General features: G+C 54.4%; 18 protein-coding genes. 4 read left to right on the forward strand and 14 right to left on the reverse strand.

The features are described from left to right. Positions 1-24 precede the first annotated feature (24 nt). Entirely contained in the window at positions 25-1245 is a 1221-nt protein-coding gene (gene dinB, locus P7079_RS05240) for a DNA polymerase IV (RefSeq protein WP_278012239.1), read from the reverse strand. A gap of 25 nt (positions 1246-1270) precedes the next feature. Between dinB and P7079_RS05245 the strand changes: the two genes are divergently transcribed. Beyond that, positions 1271-2077, forward strand: coding sequence for a spermidine synthase (locus P7079_RS05245; RefSeq protein WP_278012240.1), 807 nt, complete (start codon positions 1271-1273; stop codon positions 2075-2077). On the opposite strand, the gene P7079_RS05250 is transcribed toward P7079_RS05245, so the two are convergent. Both P7079_RS05250 and P7079_RS05255 read right to left on the reverse strand, forming a co-directional pair. Next, positions 2037-3422: an MFS transporter gene (locus P7079_RS05250; protein ID WP_278012241.1), complete on the reverse strand. Its 1386-nt coding sequence runs from the start codon at positions 3420-3422 to the stop codon at positions 2037-2039. The two genes, P7079_RS05245 and P7079_RS05250, sit on opposite strands and share 41 nt — an antisense overlap. Before the next feature lie 159 nt (positions 3423-3581). Continuing rightward, positions 3582-4622 carry a PAC2 family protein gene (locus P7079_RS05255; protein ID WP_278012242.1) on the reverse strand — a complete coding sequence of 347 codons (1041 nt, stop codon included), beginning with the start codon at positions 4620-4622 and terminating at the stop codon, positions 3582-3584. Between the two features lie 174 nt (positions 4623-4796). Here P7079_RS05255 and P7079_RS05260 point away from each other — a divergent pair, with 174 nt between their 5' ends. Next, positions 4797-6968, forward strand: coding sequence for a HelD family protein (locus P7079_RS05260; protein ID WP_278012243.1), 2172 nt, complete (start codon positions 4797-4799; stop codon positions 6966-6968). A 47-nt stretch (positions 6969-7015) separates the two neighbouring features. Here the strand turns inward: P7079_RS05260 and nrdR are convergent, their stop codons facing one another. Continuing rightward, on the reverse strand, positions 7016-7453 hold the full coding sequence (gene nrdR / locus P7079_RS05265) for a transcriptional regulator NrdR (RefSeq protein ID WP_278012244.1): 438 nt from the start codon (positions 7451-7453) through the stop codon (positions 7016-7018). A 137-nt stretch (positions 7454-7590) separates the two neighbouring features. Beyond that, entirely contained in the window at positions 7591-8217 is a 627-nt protein-coding gene (locus P7079_RS05270; protein WP_278012245.1) for a LysM peptidoglycan-binding domain-containing protein, read from the reverse strand. 190 nt (positions 8218-8407) lie between these two features. Between P7079_RS05270 and lexA the strand changes: the two genes are divergently transcribed. Next, positions 8408-9106 carry a transcriptional repressor LexA gene (gene lexA / locus P7079_RS05275; RefSeq protein WP_278012246.1) on the forward strand — a complete coding sequence of 233 codons (699 nt, stop codon included), beginning with the start codon at positions 8408-8410 and terminating at the stop codon, positions 9104-9106. Positions 9107-9159: 53 nt separating this feature from the next. On the opposite strand, the gene P7079_RS05280 is transcribed toward lexA, so the two are convergent. Further along, positions 9160-11130, reverse strand: coding sequence for an ATP-dependent DNA helicase (locus tag P7079_RS05280; protein ID WP_278012247.1), 1971 nt, complete (start codon positions 11128-11130; stop codon positions 9160-9162). Next, positions 11123-12604: a GTPase HflX gene (hflX, locus tag P7079_RS05285; RefSeq protein ID WP_278012248.1), complete on the reverse strand. Its 1482-nt coding sequence runs from the start codon at positions 12602-12604 to the stop codon at positions 11123-11125. Before hflX ends, P7079_RS05280 begins: the two co-directional genes overlap by 8 nt. Positions 12605-12679: 75 nt before the next feature. Here hflX and P7079_RS05290 point away from each other — a divergent pair, with 75 nt between their 5' ends. Beyond that, the gene (locus tag P7079_RS05290; protein ID WP_278012249.1) at positions 12680-13291 is read left to right on the forward strand and encodes a class I SAM-dependent methyltransferase; all 612 of its coding nucleotides are present in this window, start codon (positions 12680-12682) and stop codon (positions 13289-13291) included. On the opposite strand, the gene miaA is transcribed toward P7079_RS05290, so the two are convergent. The 7 genes from miaA to P7079_RS05325 form a co-directional block, all read right to left on the reverse strand. Next, positions 13288-14247: a tRNA (adenosine(37)-N6)-dimethylallyltransferase MiaA gene (miaA, locus tag P7079_RS05295; RefSeq protein ID WP_278012250.1), complete on the reverse strand. Its 960-nt coding sequence runs from the start codon at positions 14245-14247 to the stop codon at positions 13288-13290. The two genes, P7079_RS05290 and miaA, sit on opposite strands and share 4 nt — an antisense overlap. Beyond that, positions 14247-15776 carry a tRNA (N6-isopentenyl adenosine(37)-C2)-methylthiotransferase MiaB gene (gene miaB / locus P7079_RS05300; protein ID WP_278012251.1) on the reverse strand — a complete coding sequence of 510 codons (1530 nt, stop codon included), beginning with the start codon at positions 15774-15776 and terminating at the stop codon, positions 14247-14249. The genes miaA and miaB overlap by 1 nt, the downstream gene beginning before the upstream one ends. Before the next feature lie 24 nt (positions 15777-15800). After that, positions 15801-16391 (reverse strand): regulatory protein RecX, encoded by a 591-nt coding sequence (locus P7079_RS05305; RefSeq protein ID WP_278012252.1) that lies wholly within the window; start codon positions 16389-16391, stop codon positions 15801-15803. Continuing rightward, positions 16391-17464: a recombinase RecA gene (recA, locus tag P7079_RS05310; RefSeq protein ID WP_278012253.1), complete on the reverse strand. Its 1074-nt coding sequence runs from the start codon at positions 17462-17464 to the stop codon at positions 16391-16393. The genes P7079_RS05305 and recA overlap by 1 nt, the downstream gene beginning before the upstream one ends. A 257-nt stretch (positions 17465-17721) precedes the next feature. Beyond that, on the reverse strand, positions 17722-17952 hold the full coding sequence (locus P7079_RS05315; protein WP_278012254.1) for a DUF3046 domain-containing protein: 231 nt from the start codon (positions 17950-17952) through the stop codon (positions 17722-17724). Beyond that, on the reverse strand, positions 17949-18314 hold the full coding sequence (locus P7079_RS05320; protein ID WP_278012255.1) for a helix-turn-helix domain-containing protein: 366 nt from the start codon (positions 18312-18314) through the stop codon (positions 17949-17951). Before P7079_RS05320 ends, P7079_RS05315 begins: the two co-directional genes overlap by 4 nt. A 71-nt stretch (positions 18315-18385) precedes the next feature. Then, positions 18386-18892 carry a CinA family protein gene (locus tag P7079_RS05325; protein ID WP_278013612.1) on the reverse strand — a complete coding sequence of 169 codons (507 nt, stop codon included), beginning with the start codon at positions 18890-18892 and terminating at the stop codon, positions 18386-18388. Positions 18893-18955 lie beyond the last annotated feature (63 nt).

Here is an 18955-nt window from a genome sequence, read left to right on the forward strand (position 1 = left end):
CTAACAGTACCGAAAAATTCGGTATCACGGCACCCCACCGTGAGTATTCTTGATCAGGGATGCGCTCGAAGCTGCCGACGAACCGAATTTCTTCAGCACTTCGTCAACCGCACTCTCAACGCGCCGACCACGCCCGTCGTCGTCGATTCGCAGCTGGATACCTGCCTCGCCGTCGTCAAGATTCTCGGCTCTCACCCCCAGGAGCCTCAGACCCCCACGCGCCGGGATCTGTGCGAAGAGGTGCGTCGCCGCACGAAAAATCTCCGCGCCGATATCTGTTGGGGCACCGAAGGTCACCGAGCGAGAGATCGTGGTGAAATCGGCGTAGCGTACTTTGATTCCGACGGTCCATGCACGCACCCCGGCCTCTCGCAGACGACGCGCGACAGAATGCGACTGCTCGAGGAGTACGTTGGGTGCGTCATGTGGGTCACACAGATCGAAGAAAGTGCGCTCCTTCCCCATCGATTTCTCTTCGCGTTGGGCAATGACCGGGCGAGGATCAATCCCCATCGCGAGCGCATAGAGCGAGTGCCCAGCGCTTGCTCCAATCATGCGAACAAGCCGATTCTCGCCGAGGGCTGCCAGTTCACGAACTGAATGGATGCCGTAGTATTCGAGTTTTTCGCGCGTTTTCTCACCGACACCCCACAAGGCGCCCACTGGCAATGAGTGGAGAAAATCGAGAGTGGAATCTGCTGGGATGAGGAGCAAGCCGTCGGGTTTGGCATGTGCAGAAGCTATTTTCGCCACATGCTTTGTGGTTGCGATTCCAACCGAGGCAGGGACGCCGACGGTGTCACGAATACGAGCGCGCAGACGTCGGCCGATCTCTACGGGGGTTCCCACTGCCTTGCGCGCACCACCGACGTCAAGAAAAGCCTCATCGACTGATAGTTGCTCCACTGTCGGAGTGATGTCAGCTAGAAGTGACATGATCCGCTTCGAGATCGCGGAGTATTTGTGATGGTCGGGTGGAATGATCATCAGCTCAGGGCAGATGCGTTTGGCACGTGCCACTGGCATCGCAGAGTTCACGCCGAAGCGCCGCGCCTCGTACGATGCCGCTGAAATAACGCCACGACTCTCACCGCCGACGGCGACTGGCAATCCGCGCAACTCAGGACGCTCGAGCAGTTCAACAGACACGAAAAAGGCGTCCATATCCACATGCATGATATTGGTCTGCGAGTCGTCACTCCCCCAGCTACGCTTCGCCGCAGCTGACCTCGGTGCCCGTGACATTCTCACCTCCGATACAATCACCGCCATGGATACGATCACCGCAACCACAGACATGTCCCGACTACGAGTTGAGCCTGTGCCTGGCACGGATATCGTCACGCTCTACATCGACGATGCCGAATCGTCAGCACTGGACCTTCACGATCCAACTCATCTCGAGTTCGAGTATATGCAACAGATGCGAATTGCGATTGACGCAACCTTTGACACTGGCGCCCCTCTTCGTGTTCTTCACCTGGGCGGAGCTGGCTGTGCATTCGCTCGAGCACTGGACGCTGAGCGCAAGAATTCGCGCCAGCTCGCAATCGAAATTGATCCGCAACTCGCAACGCTCGCACGACAGTGGTTCGATTTGCCGTCCTCTCCCCGATTGCGGATTCGCAGCGAAGATGCACGTCGCACTCTCGACACGAATAAGGGATCGTGGCATGTGATTGTTCGCGATGCATTCTATCGTGCTCGCGTACCCATGCAGCTGGCGACCGTGGAGGCACATGCAGCAGCATCGCGCCTCTTAGCCCAAGGTGGATTATATTTGTTGAACACTGCCGGCGGATCGCTCAGCGATGTCTATCAAGAGTCAGCTGCTGTTCTTGAAAGCTTTTCCCACCTCATCGCCATTACTGACCCAGCGATTGCCCGAGGGAAACGTCGCGGAAACGTGGTACTCGTCGCATCTGACTCACCGATTAATACAGCGCAGATCGACCGACATGTTCGCCGGTTATCGTTGCCGACCACCGTCGTCGGACAGACCGCACTCGAGAAAGCCGCCCGTAGCGCTTCGCCACTCACCGACGCCGCCGTCGGCTGGCCATTCGACGAGCAGTGATGTGTGCCTGCCGACGCCGATCCCAACGTTCTTGGTAGCGGTGGATCACATCACTAAGCGGAGGCACTTTCGGCCCGCCGTTCGCTTCTCGATCATGACGCACTTTGCGCTTGTAGTATTCGACTGCTCCAAGTGCGAGGAGTAATACGAACTGTGACGCCATCGCAATCGAGTAACTGCGCGCAGTGTAGACGCCGCGAGGAGAGACAAGATCGAGGACAAAACCGATGATCAACGCTGCGCTCAGGCCGGAAACAAAACCGCCCATGTTAATCAACCCATTGGCAGTGCCAAGTCTCCTGGGATCCACACTTGTTCGCGCAAAGTCGAAGGCGACATTTGACGCGACGCCGCTCAATGCCGTGGAGAAAAGCAAGAATACACTCCCAACAAGGGGTGTCGGCGCAGGGAGCAGGAGAACGACTGCGAACGCCGACGCCGATATTGCACTCGTTCCATAGACAATCCACGAACGTCGTAATGGGTGGGCAGCGACAAGACGGCCAATAATGGGACCCAGGATGATGCCGAAAAGAGTGTTGATGATCAACATCGCACTAGCCTGCGCTTTAGGCATTGCATCATGTACCTGAAAGAAGGGCACTCCCCATAGAAGGAGGAATGCCATTGGCGGGAAGCAGGCAACAAAATGTACCCAGAATCCCAGTAACGTTCCTGGATTGCGCAACGTTTCCCATATACCCGGCGCCGAGGAGCTCACTTCCACAGAGCTTGTCACTGATGCCAGGCGCTTACGATCATGTTCAGCGAATGCCGAGAAATTGGTCGGAGTGTTTCGAATCAGGATCAATCCCAGCACAGCAACAATGACCCCGAGTATGGCCAAGAGAGAGAACCCTGTGCCCCACCCCCACACGGCCACTGCCGCAGCGAACGGCACTGAGGAAATCACCTGCCCGAGCTGACCGAAGATTGACGTAAGCTGAGTCATGACCGGAACGTGAACTGGAGCGAACCATGCGGGAATCACGCGAAGCACTGCTGTGAAGGCCGTCGCATCCCCCATACCGATAAGTGCGCGTACCGCGAGCGCGGCGGAAACTGAGGGGACATAAGCAATCCCCACTTGTCCGATTGCCATCGCAACGGCTCCGACCACCATCACTCTGCGCGTACCGAAACGGTCCAGTGCGATCCCTACAGGAATCTGAGCTAATGCGTAAACACCTAGCTGAACAACAGTAAACAACGAGAGCACGGAGGCTGACATCGAAAAGCGATCCATCGCCTCCAAACCGACCACACCAAGTGAGGTTCGGCCAGCCATTGCCACGACATAGATCGCCATCGCCGACATCCACACGCGCAAGGCTCCGCGTCTCATGTTATCCCTTCGCTAGATGATCAACGTTCCCCCATTTGTACCCCACATCTGGCGAAGGTGCGAGCGGGTTTTACGATGCGGGATACTGCAAAGTTCACGCATAGATCACCCAACATTCCATCGCATCAGGTGACCCGTGCCAGGGCGAAATTCGAGCGTTTACTCGACGGTATCCCCCGACGTCGGCGACTCGGTGTCGTCATCGTTGTGTGCGGTGGAGCGGTGAGCGGTGTCTTCCAACGGCGGCGTGCGCCATGAATGGCGTCCACGACGCACAGGAGGGTTCTTCGCTTTGGACTTCTTCACTGCCTCTTCGAGTGGTTTCTCTTCACGCATCTCCAAGAAACGTTCCACTGCTTCACCGATCTCGTCCGAGGTCGGGATCGTTGGATCGTCATTGCGAACGAACCCAACACCCTCAGGGAGCTTGTCGTACTCATCCTCAAGGTTTGTCACCAGTTCAGCGAGTTCTGGGTTCGATTCCACTGCTGCTGCAAGGAATGCCATCTGTTCATCCACACGTTGCTCAAGATCTCCAACAGGGATCACTGGGCCGCCAAGCGACGCCAACATTTTCGCTACAGCGAGCGCGGCCGAAAAGAACGGTTGGTCTGCACGCGCGAGGTACGCAGGCACACGAGTGCGGATAGAGGTAGCCGCAAGGCCGCGTTTGCCCGCCTCGTTTTCTACCATGTCGGCAAGTGTGGCGTAGTGCTCGACGTAAGCGTGAAGAATTTCATTCTCGCGCGGCTGAGTCGAGCGCACCACCATATCTGCCGGGCGCGTATGCGGGACAGGTGCCGGCATTCCGCCAAATGAGTACAGATGTGAAATGTTGTAGGTGGTGGCGATTTCGACGATATCTCGAGCCAAAACCGGCCAGTGGAAATCTGGCTCCTGGCCGCTGATGTAAAGGAATGTTCGCCCCTGAACGTCAGTGACAAGCTTGAGATCCATCGATGGGTATGCGATATCTGCTAAACGGCCATCAGCATATGTGGCAATTGGCCGTTGAGCACGGAAATCATAAAGAGGGTCCGAATCGAATGAGGCAATCCCGACGAAATCGAGATCCGAAATGACAGCTTCCATCGTCGCCGCAACCTCACCGGCGTCAACCAAACGATCCACAAGATTCAAAACGAGAGTATCAACCTCGATATTGCCAAGGCTTGGATCAATATGAATGTATGTGGGCATGTGACCTCCTTCTCGGTTCATTCTACCCGGGCGCCTTGAGTGATCTCAGGTCGTGGTTTTCACACCACAGATGATGATCTTCCTCGCCACAAATACGCGCCAAGAATAACCGCTCGCACCAGGCAACGTTTTCCGGAATAATAATGTTCCTGTTTTTGATGTTGAGGAGGACACGTGGGCACAAAGGATGCGATTAGCCAGGAGCAAGAGTTTGTTGACCAGGCGTACGCTGCTCTCGATTCGGAGCGTTCTCGTTATGAGACGCAACTGGCTCGCGTGCGCCGCCAAGGAGGTGGTGGCACGCCAGGGGCACGCCGCGAGCGCGATTCATTCGCCACTCATTATGAAGACAACCTCATCCGTCTTCGAAACCTTGAAAACAAGCTTGTCTTAGGACGGCTAGATTTGACTGATGGCACGGCTCACCACATCGGAAGGCTGACCTTGCGCGACGACGACGGTGCTGTTCTTCTTATCGACTGGCGCGCTCCGCAGTCGGAACCATTCTATCAAGCTACCGCTCTCGAACCGGGCAATGTTATTCGCCGTCGCCATATTCAACTTCGCTTCCGTTCAGTGACAGGGGTCGAAGATGAGCTCTTAGCGTCGCAAGAAACGAACGAGCTCAACCTCACTGGTGAAGGTGCGCTCTTCGCTGCGATGAATAAAGCCCGCGACGGCAAGATGGGCGATATCGTCGCTACGATCCAAGCTGAGCAGGATCGTATTATCCGTGCTGACGCCCGCGGCATCCTGGTCGTCCAAGGCGGCCCAGGAACCGGAAAGACCGCCGTCGCACTCCATCGCGCAGCCTATCTCCTCTACGCACAGCGTGAACATCTAGCGCGGTCAGGCGTCTTGATTATTGGCCCCTCTGAAGCGTTTTTGACATATATTGATGCGGTTCTGCCCTCGCTGGGTGAGACCAACGTTGTGTCCTCAACCATCGATCATCTTCTTCCTGGCGTACGTCCGAGTATCAGCGAATCGGAAGCAGTGGCAAGACTCAAGGGACGCATCGAGTGGGCAGCAATCGCAAAACGAGCAGTGAAGCGGATGCTTGAAAAGCCCGCCCGTGCTGATGTGGCAGTCATGGTGGGATCTCACAAACTTGTCCTGACTCGAAAACTCGTTGCGCAGGCACAAGCGAAGGCACGAGCAACCGAGCTTCCACACAATGAAGCACGTGAAACGTATGCAAAATTCCTAGTGAAGGAACTCGCCAGGCAGCTTGCAGACGTTCAAGAGGTCACTTTCGAAGATAATGCATGGTTACTTGCTGACGTGGCAGAATCGCTTGACGCTCGACGTGAAATTAACCGGCACTGGCTTCCATCGTCCCCCCAACAGCTGCTCGAACGTCTATTGGCATTCCCAGAGCACTTGGCCGACGTCGCCCTGGAATTTAATGATGCTCAGCGAGCTCTCCTCCTGCGGCCAAAAGGAACTGGCGTGACGAGTGCAGATATTGCGATCATGGACGAAATGGCTGAGCACTTGGGGACATTCGAATCCGATGCTGCGAAACATGTTCGCCACGCGCAAGAAGCTCAAGCACGTGAACTCGGTGAATACGCTTCGTCAACGATGAAGGCGATGAATCTCGGGGGTGGAATCGTCAGCTCAGCAAAGCTTGTCGAACATCTCACTGATGATGCAAGCGGGATGACACTAGCAGAGCGTGCAGGAAATGATCGAACGTGGACCTATGGTCACGTCGTCGTCGATGAAGCGCAAGAACTCTCACCGATGCAGTGGCGTATGGTGGCACGGCGCAACCCGCAACGGTCGATGACAGTTGTGGGCGATCTTGATCAGTATCCAGCAGGCCCTCCCGCAGGCGGCTGGGCCGAAGTACTTGGTTCGATGGCACAGTTCACGCACGAAGAAGTTCTGACAGTCTCGTATCGAACTCCAAAGGAAATTCTTGACCGCGCACAACACATGATGGATGCGGTTGGTTATCGAGTGCGTCCAGTTCGGGCAGCTCGAAGTGTGCCTGGAGCCTATGCGTTCCACCGTCTGGATTCAGAGCAACTACGCACTGCGCTCGATATCCACGTACGCGAACAGTGTGATTTTCTCGATGACCTCTACGGTGAAGGTTTTGGCACTCTCGCAGTCATTACTCCGAGAGGATCGGACTTCTTACCTCCCTCATCGAATAAACGAGTCACCGTACTCAGTGCCCGTGAAGCGAAAGGTCTTGAGTTTGATTCCGTGATTGTCGTTGAGCCCGAGGCTATCATGTCTGATGGGCCTGGCGATCTCTACGTTGCGTTGACCCGCGCGACCCAGCAGATGATCGTGCTGAGCTCAACGAATATCCCTGGAGCCACTGACTAAACGCTCGTAACTTTCACGGCAGTGCCACATCATCAGGTGCGGCACTGTCATTTAAGGGAGGTAATTGCCTCCTCAAAATCCTCCAATGACGAAAAATCGAGATACACGGATGCGAACCTCAAGTAAGCAACCTTGTCGAGATGTTTAAGGGGGCCAAGTACTGCTTTGCCGATATCGTCGGTAGTGATATGCGCAGACCCATTCAAACGAACTAAATCCTCAACTTCCTGCGCGAGGACAGCAAGCTGGGCACTTGTGACGGGCCGCCCTTTGCACGCTTTACCCACACCGGCGATGATTTTCTCACGCGAAAAAAGCTCCGTGGTGCCAGAATGTTTTTTGACCATGAGGCCCGCAGTTTCGGTTGTCGTGTAGCGGCGGTGGCAATGGAGACACTCCCGCCGACGACGAATCGACAAGCCATCATCCGACGGACGCGTATCAATCACTTTCGAATCGCCATAGCGACAAAATGGGCAGTTCATGCCAACAAAATATATGTTTTGACACAGATTCGCCACTTGCAATATAAAGCCCGCGCCACACACATGGGTTCAGACAGTGTAGCGCGGGCCAAGATAGTGGCGAAGAAATTGGACACGAAAAGCGCGACCACTACCTCTCAGTAGGCCGGGAGAAGCAACTCCTGGCCTACCCGGATCTGATCCGAATCCAACCCATTCATTGAGCGGATGTCGGAGATAACGTCGGCTGTTGGACGATCAGTCATCACAAGAGAAGCGATGGAAGTCAGACTTTGTCCTTCTTGAACTCTCATAGTGTCTGCGTTAGCTGCGCCCAGCCCTAACACGCTGACAATAGCCATGCCAGCGAGGAGAGCGACGCCGGCCATGAGTACCGTTATCAAGACATGCAACGTTGATTCAAGTGAGCCAGTAAGAGCTGAGCGCCCATCGGATCGATCAACCAGAACACGCCGATAACTCGGCGATACCGTACGCAATTGTTTGTGTGCAACCACGCGACGAGGGCGGCGGCCACCCTGGCGAGACGATGGATGAACCTCTTTCCACATTCCCGATTCGCGAACGATACGCACCGGAGCGATGTGATGCGGGGCAAAAATCTCATCTGCACTCAACGCGCTATCGACTGCACGGAGTGGGGTAACACGAGCGCAGACAGGGCGATCCGGGCGGACATAGTCGCCACCACGATGGCCGACTTCCTTGTGCGTGTCTGATCGCTCTTTAACACGCATAGCAGGCGCAATTGCGAGTGCGCTCATTTTTCCTCCTCAAACCCACACTCTCGAACATCTGTTTGAATCCTATCCCCACACATCCAAAAATGCAAACATTTGTTCGAATCACATCCGAACAAATGTTTGAACACCTCTTGCTAAGGAGATATGCTGTCGATATCAGGAAATCACCGGGGTATGACACAAAATTGCGATCACTTTTGGAGGGGCGCACATGAACACTTCACTTTCAAAGCGCCAACTTGCCATCTTCCAGGCCATTATCGAATACCAGAATGATCAGGGTTATTCACCGACAGTGCGCGAAATCTGCGATTTGACAGGCCTAACATCGCCTTCCTCTGTGAAATATCACCTTGATGTTCTCGAGTCAGCCGGGGTTCTTCATAAGGATCCTCGCCGTTCTCGGACAATTGAGATTACGGATCTTGGCTCACGCCTGGATACAACCACTGGCGAAATCCGCCCGCTGACGCAAACATCTCCCCCAGCTATTTCGCAGTCAGTTCGTATCAGCGATTTTGACGAAGACATCTCTGCCCCTGTCAATGTTCCCCTTGTAGGGAGAATTGCCGCGGGTGGCCCAATTTTGTCAGATCAAGTTGTCGAAGATGTCTTCCCACTCCCCCGGCAAATTACAGGCGATGGAGAACTCTTTATGCTGGAAGTCCACGGCGATTCAATGATCGACGCGGCAATTTGTGATGGAGACTGGGTGGTGATCCGTCGCCAGCCGACCGCTGAAAATGGCGAAATCGTGGCAGCCATGATTGACGGCGAATCCACCGTGAAAGCGCTCTCTCGAGCAAACGGCCACGTGTGGCTACTTCCACGCAACTCGCAGTATGCACCCATCCCTGGCGACAACGCAGTCGTCCTCGGCAAAGTTGTCACCGTGTTGCGAGCTTTATGACAAGCAAAACAGCCGCTGGAGCGGCTTTTCTCCTGAAATTCTTTGAGCACACATCACACCGTGATTTCTGGCTCAACCTGATCGGCAAGTCTCCCTAAAACTCCGCAGACGACGTCCCGTTCAGACGTATACCACATCCTTGGGATAGAAGCCATCAGGTAAGAACCATAGCGCTTGCGCACCAATCGCGGATCCAGAATCACAACTACTCCGCGGTCATCAACGCGTCGGAGCAAACGCCCCGCGCCCTGTGCCAAAAGAAGAGCCGCATGAGCCGCAGTCACTTGCATAAAGCCATTGCCTTGATGAGCATCAACATGCGCTTTACGCGCCTGCATCAAGGGATCGTTCGGACGCGGAAACGGAATCCGGTCGATAATCACAAGTCGGTTCGTCAACCCGGGGACATCAACTCCCTGCCACAACGACAACGTGCCAAAAAGAGACGCATGAGGATCTGCAGCGAATTTCTCCACCAGCGTCGATAACTGATCCTCCCCCTGAGCAAAGAACGGCAGATCGACACGCTCGCGCACATATTCAACCGCTCTATCGCTTGCGGCACGCGAAGTGAAGAGCGCCAGCGCACCTCCTCGCGATGATCGTACTAATTCAACGATCTCATCAAGATGTTCTTGGCCGTAGCCATCTTTCCCAGGCTCGGCAAGATTCTGCGCGATATACAACACGCCTTGGCGTTGCGGATCGAAAGGACTTCCCACGTCGATTCCCTCCCACGGCCCTTGTGAGGGGAAGGCAAACCCCACCTTCGATGCGATCGCATCAAACTTCCCACCAATTTTGAGGGTCGCCGACGTGAGCACTACTGGCTTCCCCTCAAACAATTCGTCAGCAATCGGTGCTGCGACGTCCAGCGGCGCCAAATTCAAAAACGACGGGCCGTCTGGAATTTGGCTTACCCAAGCAACAAGAGTTTCATCGTCAACCTCACCTGAGAGAATCCCTTCACACACGTGCGCAATTTCTCCCAGTCGCGAGCGCAAAATCTGCTTTGACGTCGCAAGATCTTCGTTCGACGTCGATAGGGTGCTGACTTCTTCTCCGACGTCCTGCACCTGCCCCAACAGTCGAGTCACGACGTCGATTAAAGGAGCCGGAATCGAGGTCAGGCGTTCCTCGCCGAGAGAAGCAAGTACCTCGGCAAGGTCCTCGGCAGTATCCTCAAGCGGCCCCGGTAGGATTTTCGCTGTTCGCAACATTCTCACGACGCCGGTGATGTCACCTTTGGACAGCGAACGGGTGAGTTGATTTGTCACCCGATCGACTAAATCATGCGCTTCGTCAATGATGTACGCATCTGCTTCGGGCAGAACAGGAGTTTTTGTTGCCGCCACACCGAGCATCGCATGGTTCGTCACCACAATGTCTGCCTCGTCGGCCTGAGCACGGGCAAGCACAGGAAAACATGAGGCACGCAGCGGACACTTCTCACCAATACACTCGGCCTTGGGAATCGAGACCTGCGCCCAGGCACGGTCACTGACTCCCGGCACAAGATCATCGCGATCACCTGTGTCAGTCACCATCGCCCAATCGCGGGCGCGAACCACTTCTTCGCCCGTTGCAGTAGCGCCCACCTCTGCCTCGGCACGCGAAAGCAACGTACCATCTTCGGGATAACCTCCGTTCGCTTTTCGCAGGCAAATGTAGTTATTCCACCCTTTCAACAGGGCAACGCGAGGCTGGGTGCCAGTTATCTCACCAATCGCCGCAGCGACTCGTGGTGCGTCTGAGGTCATAATCTGGCGTTGGAGAGCAAGTGTGGCCGTTGAAATAATGACACGTTGAGAGGTTTTCGCATTCCATAGCAGTGCAGGAACGAGGTACCCAAAGGATTTTCCTGTTCCAGTTCCCGCTTGAACCAGGAGATGCGCACCGTCAATGAGCGTTTCATAGACGGCGTGCGCCATCGTTTCCTGCCCTTCACGGGTAGTTCCATTCATTGAATCGATGACGACGTGGAGCGCGCGCACCGATTCCTCAAGATCGAGATTGTCACTCACGTGTATCGATCAGCCCTAATTCAGCGAGTGCTCCGGCAATTTGTGGTGTTACCCTGCCACGGATTCGCGTGCCGCCTTCTTCGTATGACTCTGAGTCAATTTCCCCAAACTCGTGGATTTTCGACACAAGCGCACCCTGGGAAAATGGAATGACGACGTCGATGGTAATTCCTGGGCGCGGAAGCAACTGCGCGATTGCCTCGCGCAGGTCATCCATGCCCTCTCCACTGAGGGCCGAAACCGGCACAGCCGCGGGGAACCGTGACACTAATGCTGCGACATCAAGCGGGTCAGCAATATCTGTCTTCGAAAAAACGATGAGCTCAGGAATCGATTCGGTTCCTGGAACATCAGCGAGGACAGTGTGAACCGAATCAATCTGTCCAAGTGGATCGTGGTGTGAGGCGTCTACCACATGAACCAACAAATCTGCTTCTCCTGCCTCTTCCAATGTCGAACGGAAGGCCTCAACAAGTTGTGTCGGCAGATTTCGAACGAATCCGACGGTGTCCGTAATCGTGAACTCACGGCCGTCGTCGGTGTGAGTCTGGCGAACTGTCGGATCAAGGGTAGCAAAGAGGGCGTTTTCGACGAGGACATCTGCACCAGTGAGCATATTCAGAAGGGACGATTTACCCGCATTTGTATATCCCACGACGACGACGGAAGGCGCCTTGCGAGCACGGCGCTGGCTTTTGCGTACCTCTCTGGAGGTTTTCATCTCTCGGATTGCCTTGCGTAGCAATGCCATACGCGAGCGAATATGACGTCGGTCAAGTTCGATTTTGGTTTCACCAGGTCCGCGCGAGCCAATTCCAGCGCCTCCAGCAACGCGGCCACCGGCCTGCCTTGACATCGAATCTCCCCATCCGCGTAGCCTGGGCAGCAGATATTCAAGTTGGGCAAGCTCAACTTGAGCCTTTCCCTCACGGGACTTGGCATGTTGAGCAAAAATATCGAGAATCAAAGCGGTGCGGTCAATCACTTTGACTTTAATAATGTCTTCGAGCGCACGGCGCTGAGACGGAGCTAATTCCGAGTCCGCGATTACGGTATCCGCTCCCACTGCAGCAACAAGTTGCGCAAGTTCTTGTGCTTTTCCTGAACCCAGGTAGGTTGCCGCATCTGGAAGCGCACGGCGCTGGAGCACGCCGTCGAGTACCGTTGAACCCGCCGTCTGGGCAAGCGCAGCGAGTTCTCGCAGCGAGTCCTCCCCCGCTTCCATGGATCCATCCGTGACGACGCCGACGAGGACAACACGTTCGAGACGAAGCTTTCGGTATTCGACTTCTGTGACATCCTCAAGCTCTGTCGAGAGGTTCTCAACACGTTTGAGCGAAGATCGTGCTTCGCGCTCAAGTTGATCGCCCGCCCATTTTCCGGTGTATGCGGGATCGTCTTGAAGAGCGGTTCCCTCGTGCGAATGGACGTCGAAATGCTCGTGTGTGTTTTTAATATCCGTCTCCTTTGCCATCGGGTTCTATTGTCTCTCACCGATGGTCTGCTTGCCATCTCGCATTCATACTCCAGGTGCGTTTACTCTTAGGGCATGAGCGATCACTACTTCACACATTCTCCGTCCGCGAAGGAGCAGTCCGTCACACTCACTGAAAAAATTCGTGGGCGCGAGGTCACAGTTCAATCGTCGTCGGGTGTCTTCTCATCGCATCGCCTTGATAAGGGAACAGCGGTGTTACTCGAGAAGGTGCCACTCACAGGCTCAGCTCGCGTCGCTGTCGATGTGGGGTGCGGTTGGGGGCCGATCACGATTGCTCTTGCACATGAACACCCTGAAGCTCAAGTGTGGGGCGTTGATGTCAACAAACGCAGCCTCGAGTTAGCCGCAGCCAATACAGCCGAATATAAAAATGTCACAATCGGGCAAGCATCTTCGATATTGGAAAAATTTCAGTCCAATGCAACCCCAATTGATTTGCTGTGGTCTAATCCTCCGATTCGGATCGGCAAAGAAGCGCTGCACACTCTGCTCACCGACTGGCTCAGTTTGCTCAGTGACGACGGCGTGGCATACCTGGTGGTACAAAAGAACCTCGGCGCAGATTCGCTGTCGGCATGGTTAAACTCGGTAGGGTTTGCCAGTTCAAAGTATGCGTCATCGAAGGGATTCCGCTTGCTCGAAGTGACTAAGGCGCGCGCTTAAAGCGCACGAATGATCTGTGCCTGCACGCGAGCGTGGTACTCAATACACTCCTTAACGGAGTTTCCATCAGTGCTCGTGACATCGATCCACGTGATTCGTTGGTCACGCTTGAACCAGGTACGTTGTTTTTTAGCGAGCCTCCGGGTGGCCTGAGCGACAGACTCGATGGCATCTTGCACGCTGAGCCTCCCCTCAAGGACGTCGATCGCCTGAGCATAGCCAGTCGCTTTCTTCGCTGTTGCTGAGTAAGCCAGGCCATGCTCAAGAAGCGCAGCCGTCTCTTCTAAGAGTCCGTGTTCGAACATGGCGGCCGCGCGCTGGGAAATGGCCTCATTGAGCACGTCACGTTCACGCCGAACTCCGAGCATGAGCGTGGGAGTGAAGTGTGAGGTATGCGGTGGGAAAACGGGAGTATAGGAACGTCCGGTGAGACAAACGACTTCGAGCGCACGGATCACTCGCCTCGGGTTATGAATATCGATCGTGCGCGCAGAAACTGGATCTTTTTGTGTCAATTCATCAATGAGTGAACCAAGCCCTTCGTTCGCAACACGCTGTTCAAGCGCACGCCGTAAGGACGGGTCGGTCCCTGGAAAATCTAGCTCATCCAGCGCCGCGCTGATGTAGAGCCCAGACCCTCCAACCACAAGAGCGACTTTCCCCTTCGACGTGATATCGCGGATATCGGCACGGCTCTCGCGTTGGTAAGCCGCCACTGAGGCTTCATCTGCAACGTCGAGAACATCAATTTGCCGGTGGAAGATGCCACCGCGTTCGTCGGACGTTGCTTTCGCTGTCCCAATATCCATGCCTCGATACAGTTGCATCGCATCGGCAGAAATGATTTCTGCATGGTCTGGGCCACCGAGGGCCTTCGCCAGCGCAATTGAAAACGCTGTCTTTCCTGAGGCAGTTTCACCAACAATGCCGACGACCGGGAAGGCGAGTTCTTCCATCAGCGCGGACGAATCGTAGGAATTCCGAGTCCAACCGGCGCAGTCCCGGCAGCTTCAGCTTCGAGGCGTGCTTTCGTTACTTGCTGCTTTTCCCAAGCATCTCCCGCGCGAGTTTGACGAACGTCGAATAGCCCTCCGTGAATACCAGAGTCTGCAATCAGATGATGCGGAGCACCATGTGTCACCGTGGCGCGGACCATGTCTCCTGGACGAGGACGTGATGCGCTTGCAGGGACTGCAACATGCACAAGGCGATTATCGGCAGCACGACCTGTAATACGGTCGGTTTCTGCGTCCTTTCGTCCTTCGCCTGCCGAAACGAGTACTTCGACAGTAGTTCCGACGAGCTTGGCGTTTTCCTCGGTCGAAATACGCTGTTGCAAAGCAATCAGACGTTGATAACGTTCGTTGGCAACATCAGGTGGAACTTGGTCGTCCATATCGGCCGCTGGTGTGCCTGGACGCGGTGAATAGAGGAACGTGAATGCCGAGGAAAAACGTGAGGCTTCGACAACGTCCAGTGTCGCTTGGAAATCCTCCTCGGTCTCTCCGGGGAAACCGACAATGATGTCTGTCGTAATTGCAGCGTGCGGAATTTGTTCGCGAACGCGATCAAGGATTCCAAGGAACTTCTTTGATCGGTACGAACGGCGCATCAAACGCAAAATGCGATCTGATCCGGACTGCAACGGCATATGGAGCGAAGGCATGACATTTGATGTCTGTGCCATTGCATCGATGACATCATCAGTGAACGCAGCAGGGTGAGGTGAGGTGAAACGAACGCGCTCCAGGCCCTCAACTTCCCCGCATGAACGCAAGAGTTTTGCAAACGCGCCTTTGTCACCGAATCCCCAGCCATAAGAATTGACATTCTGCCCGAGTAACGTGACCTCAATAGCACCCTGCGCTACCAGGGCTTCGACTTCCGCCAAAATTTCGCCAGGACGTCGATCTCGTTCTTTGCCGCGAAGGTGAGGAACGATGCAGAACGTGCAAGTGTTATTACAACCAACAGAAATCGACACCCATCCAGCGAAAGCACTCTCACGATGAGTCGGCAAAGTGGAGGGAAAAACCTTCAGTGATTCTTCGATTTCCACCGCCGCTTTTTTGTTGTGACGAGCTCGTTCCAAGAGGGCCGGCAACACGTCGAGATTGTGGGTACCGAGCACAACATCAACCCAGGGAGCTTTCTCGACAATGCCCTCACGCATCTGTTGTGCGAGGCATCCACCGACGGCGATCTGCATCCCTGGACGCTCTTTCTTCACAGCTGCGAGCTGCCCCAAATTACCGAAAAGTTTATTCGCGGCATTCTCACGTACCGAGCACGTGTTAATCACCAGAACATCCGCACCTTCGTCGCCCGCCTCGGTGGCACGTGCAGCTTTCTGGGGAACTAATTCAACTGGCACATAGCCAGCAGAATCAAGCAGACCTGCAAGTCGCTCGGAATCGTGGACGTTCATTTGGCACCCCAAGGTGCGTACAGCATAAGTCGTTGGTGTTGCGTTCATCTCAGCCATTCTAAAACAGGGTTCATGTCGCTTCTACCTATGGTCATCTGGGTCACTCTCCACCGCATCAAATGCAGAGTCAATTGCGCACAATGCCTGTGTTGGAGAAAAACCACGCCGGGCGAGTGCCCCGAAAAGTCGACGGCGAATCACGTGAGCGTCAAGGCTTGTCATCGAACGTATCCGACGAATGGCAAATGCATTCGCACTCGCTTGCTCATCAGAATCGGAAATCTGTGAAAGCGCCTGATCTGCAAGTTCACCAATGATTCCTTTTTGACGAAGGTCATGCGTCAGAGATCGCCGAGATGTTGATTTCGATTCGAAACGCGAACGCACGTAGCTCTGAGCAAAACGTTCATCATTGACAAGATCGGCATCACTAAATTTCTTTAGCGTCTCATCAATAAATTCTTGGGGAACAAGTTCTCGTTCCATCGCCATACGAAGTTCAGCACTTGAACGATCTTGAACGGCCAAACGCCGATAGACGATGTCACGTGCAAATGAACGCCACTCAGATGCGGATCTCGCAGCAGCCCGCGCTTGCTTCCTTTGCTCAATTTCGCGAGGATTTGAGCGCTTCCGCGGCCGGACATCCGCATCTTCGGAGTAATTAACCATTACTCCACATCATCCAACTCGAAATCGATGTCTGTTTCCGTATCGATCTTTGACTCTTCGGTTTCTTCCCCTGGTTCACCCAAACCGAGTTTCGCTTTGACTTTATTCTCAATTTCTTCAGCAATCTGGGGATTATCTTTGAGGAAATTGCGAGCTTTCTCCTTGCCCTGGCCAAGCTGATCGCCGTCATAAGTGAACCACGAACCTGATTTACGCACGATACCTTCTTCAACCGCCATGTCAATGATTGAACCTTCGCGTGAAATTCCGACTCCGTACAGAATGTCGAACTCAGCTTGCTTAAAAGGCGGAGCCATCTTGTTCTTCACGATCTTGACTCGGGTGCGATTCCCCACAGGGATTGTCCCCTCTTTCAGAGTTTCAATACGTCGCACATCAAGGCGGACGGATGAGTAGAACTTCAGCGCTTTTCCGCCAGTGGTTGTTTCCGGATTTCCGAAGAATACACCGATCTTTTCACGCAACTGATTGATGAAGATTGCTGTTGTCCCTGATGCCGAAAGAGCTCCGGTGAGTTTGCGCAATGCCTGAGACATTAATCGCGCCTGCAAACCAACGTGAGAGTCGCCCATGTCACCTTCAATTTCAGCCTTTGGAACAAGAGCAGCAACCGAATCAACCACAATGATGTCCAGGGCTCCGGAGCGAATGAGCATATCAGCAATTTCAAGTGCCTGCTCACCAGTATCGGGCTGAGAAACAATCAGAGCATCTGTATCGACTCCAAGTTTCTTTGCGTACTCAGGATCAAGAGCGTGCTCAGCGTCGATGAAGGCAGCGATACCGCCATTCTTCTGTGCGTTGGCTACCGCGTGAAGCGCAACGGTCGTTTTTCCCGAAGATTCTGGGCCATAGATTTCAACAACACGTCCGCGCGGCAGACCTCCGATACCGAGCGCAATATCGAGTGCGAGTGATCCAGTGGGGATAACTTCGACTTGACGCGGGGGCTGATCCCCCAAACGCATCGCTGATCCCTTGCCGAATTGACGGTCAATTTGGCCAAGAGCCAATTCAAGTGCTTTCGCGCGATCATCTTTTTTTCCAGCCATGTGGAACCTCATTTCTGGCTTGCGCCGGTTTTCAGAACAGGTCTTTACTCATCACGGCCTCTACGACCGTTCTGGTGCCACACTATGCCCGACCTATGACAAAAATCTGCGATCACTTTTTCTTGTGGAAGAACAGCGCTCACATTGGCACGTGGAAAACTCTAGCCGAACAAGTGTTCGAAAACGATCGACACGCCCAAAGAAAGTAGGCGACCAGACCTCCTGGCCGCCTACTGACGAGTATTCACAAGATTTTGTTATGCGCGATGACTCTTTGGATCCACGCGATGCAAGTAGTAATAACTTTGCGGTAGATCCATGTTGTCACACACTGACTCCCAGACCTTTTGCGGATCGTAACCAGCCTCGATAGCCCTGCGCGGGCTGATCATACCGTATTCCACAAGTGCAAGGTCTTCAGCTATCGAACGCCCCCGCCCGCCGGGGAATACCCGATCTAAGAGCGCCCAAAATTCAGCATACCTCATGCTCGAATCTTCGCCAGCTCAGCCTTGACCATCTCGGGAGGAAGTGCATCTGGAATTTGAGCCGCCATGCGGCGCTTCATAGCAGGAGTTGGACGCCCTTCAGCGACATCAATACGGTCAGCAACCAAGCGAAGCACGTGGCTAAGAGGCACATTCAGTGCCGTCGCAATGGATGCTAGCAGCTCGGAAGAAGCTTCCTTTTGCCCACGCTCAACCTCGGAAAGGTAACCAAGGGAAACGCGAGCTTCCGAGGACACATCACGCAGGGTTCGCCCCTGACGCTGACGGTACTCACGAAGAACATCTCCCAATTCCTGACGGAAAAGGATATTCTCACGGACCTGAGCCTTCGTCATGTTCATTAGATCCTCATTTCTTTCTCAATATTTGATCTGAGTAACCCAACGCAACTTCTGGAGAAAATATTCCACGGCTAGCTGACTTTACTATGCCGAATGGATGCTATCCCTAACCCCAGAGCGCATCGGACCGCTCCGTCACGAATATCAGACCGAGAGCCAGTGAGCCGAATCTGCAACGCTGAGACGGCTTCCATACCCGAACCTGATTCGTTCTTTACTGAAATTTTACCGTTAGCCAAACGGCTCGACAAGTTGAAAATGAAATCAGTTCGGCCAAAAGTCCCAATCCACACTGTTCCCGCAGGAAATCCATCATTTGGCCCAGGACCAGCCCCCCCCGTCGTCGAGAGGGCAAATTCAGCTGAAAACAAATGTGCCACACCGTGGGCCATCTGTTCGGCAACCACGCCATCGACTGGCCCCGTCAACGCAAGGCGCTCCTCACTGACACCAAGAACACTAGCTTTGGAATCCGTCGCATAGGTGACAGCTCCCCCACGAAAAACAGCTGATGCTCCCGCAACGTCCACAATCGCCGATGCAAGGGCGCCCCCGGTCAAAGATTCAGCCACTGCCACCGACGTCGGGACGGAGCGGAGTAGCGAAACAAATTCATCGGCGAGCGTGAAGCGATGAGCAAG

This window comes from Arcanobacterium canis (assembly GCF_029625435.1).
GTDB lineage: Bacteria > Actinomycetota > Actinomycetes > Actinomycetales > Actinomycetaceae > Arcanobacterium > Arcanobacterium canis.

Excerpts from the sequence above, each read along its gene's own strand:
- hflX (WP_278012248.1), bottom strand. The coding sequence starts at position 12,604 with ATGGCAAAGGAGACGGATATTAAAAACACACACGAGCATTTCGACGTC.
- miaB (WP_278012251.1), bottom strand. The coding sequence starts at position 15,776 with ATGGCTGAGATGAACGCAACACCAACGACTTATGCTGTACGCACCTTG.
- lexA (WP_278012246.1), top strand. The coding sequence starts at position 8,408 with ATGAACACTTCACTTTCAAAGCGCCAACTTGCCATCTTCCAGGCCATT.
- P7079_RS05270 (WP_278012245.1), bottom strand. The coding sequence starts at position 8,217 with ATGAGCGCACTCGCAATTGCGCCTGCTATGCGTGTTAAAGAGCGATCA.
- dinB (WP_278012239.1), bottom strand. The coding sequence starts at position 1,245 with ATGTCACGGGCACCGAGGTCAGCTGCGGCGAAGCGTAGCTGGGGGAGT.
- P7079_RS05250 (WP_278012241.1), bottom strand. The coding sequence starts at position 3,422 with ATGAGACGCGGAGCCTTGCGCGTGTGGATGTCGGCGATGGCGATCTAT.
- P7079_RS05320 (WP_278012255.1), bottom strand. The coding sequence starts at position 18,314 with ATGAACATGACGAAGGCTCAGGTCCGTGAGAATATCCTTTTCCGTCAG.
- nrdR (WP_278012244.1), bottom strand. The coding sequence starts at position 7,453 with ATGAACTGCCCATTTTGTCGCTATGGCGATTCGAAAGTGATTGATACG.
- P7079_RS05245 (WP_278012240.1), top strand. The coding sequence starts at position 1,271 with ATGGATACGATCACCGCAACCACAGACATGTCCCGACTACGAGTTGAG.
- P7079_RS05315 (WP_278012254.1), bottom strand. The coding sequence starts at position 17,952 with ATGAGGTATGCTGAATTTTGGGCGCTCTTAGATCGGGTATTCCCCGGC.
- P7079_RS05290 (WP_278012249.1), top strand. The coding sequence starts at position 12,680 with ATGAGCGATCACTACTTCACACATTCTCCGTCCGCGAAGGAGCAGTCC.
- recA (WP_278012253.1), bottom strand. The coding sequence starts at position 17,464 with ATGGCTGGAAAAAAAGATGATCGCGCGAAAGCACTTGAATTGGCTCTT.
- P7079_RS05255 (WP_278012242.1), bottom strand. The coding sequence starts at position 4,622 with ATGCCCACATACATTCATATTGATCCAAGCCTTGGCAATATCGAGGTT.
- P7079_RS05305 (WP_278012252.1), bottom strand. The coding sequence starts at position 16,391 with ATGGTTAATTACTCCGAAGATGCGGATGTCCGGCCGCGGAAGCGCTCA.
- miaA (WP_278012250.1), bottom strand. The coding sequence starts at position 14,247 with ATGGAAGAACTCGCCTTCCCGGTCGTCGGCATTGTTGGTGAAACTGCC.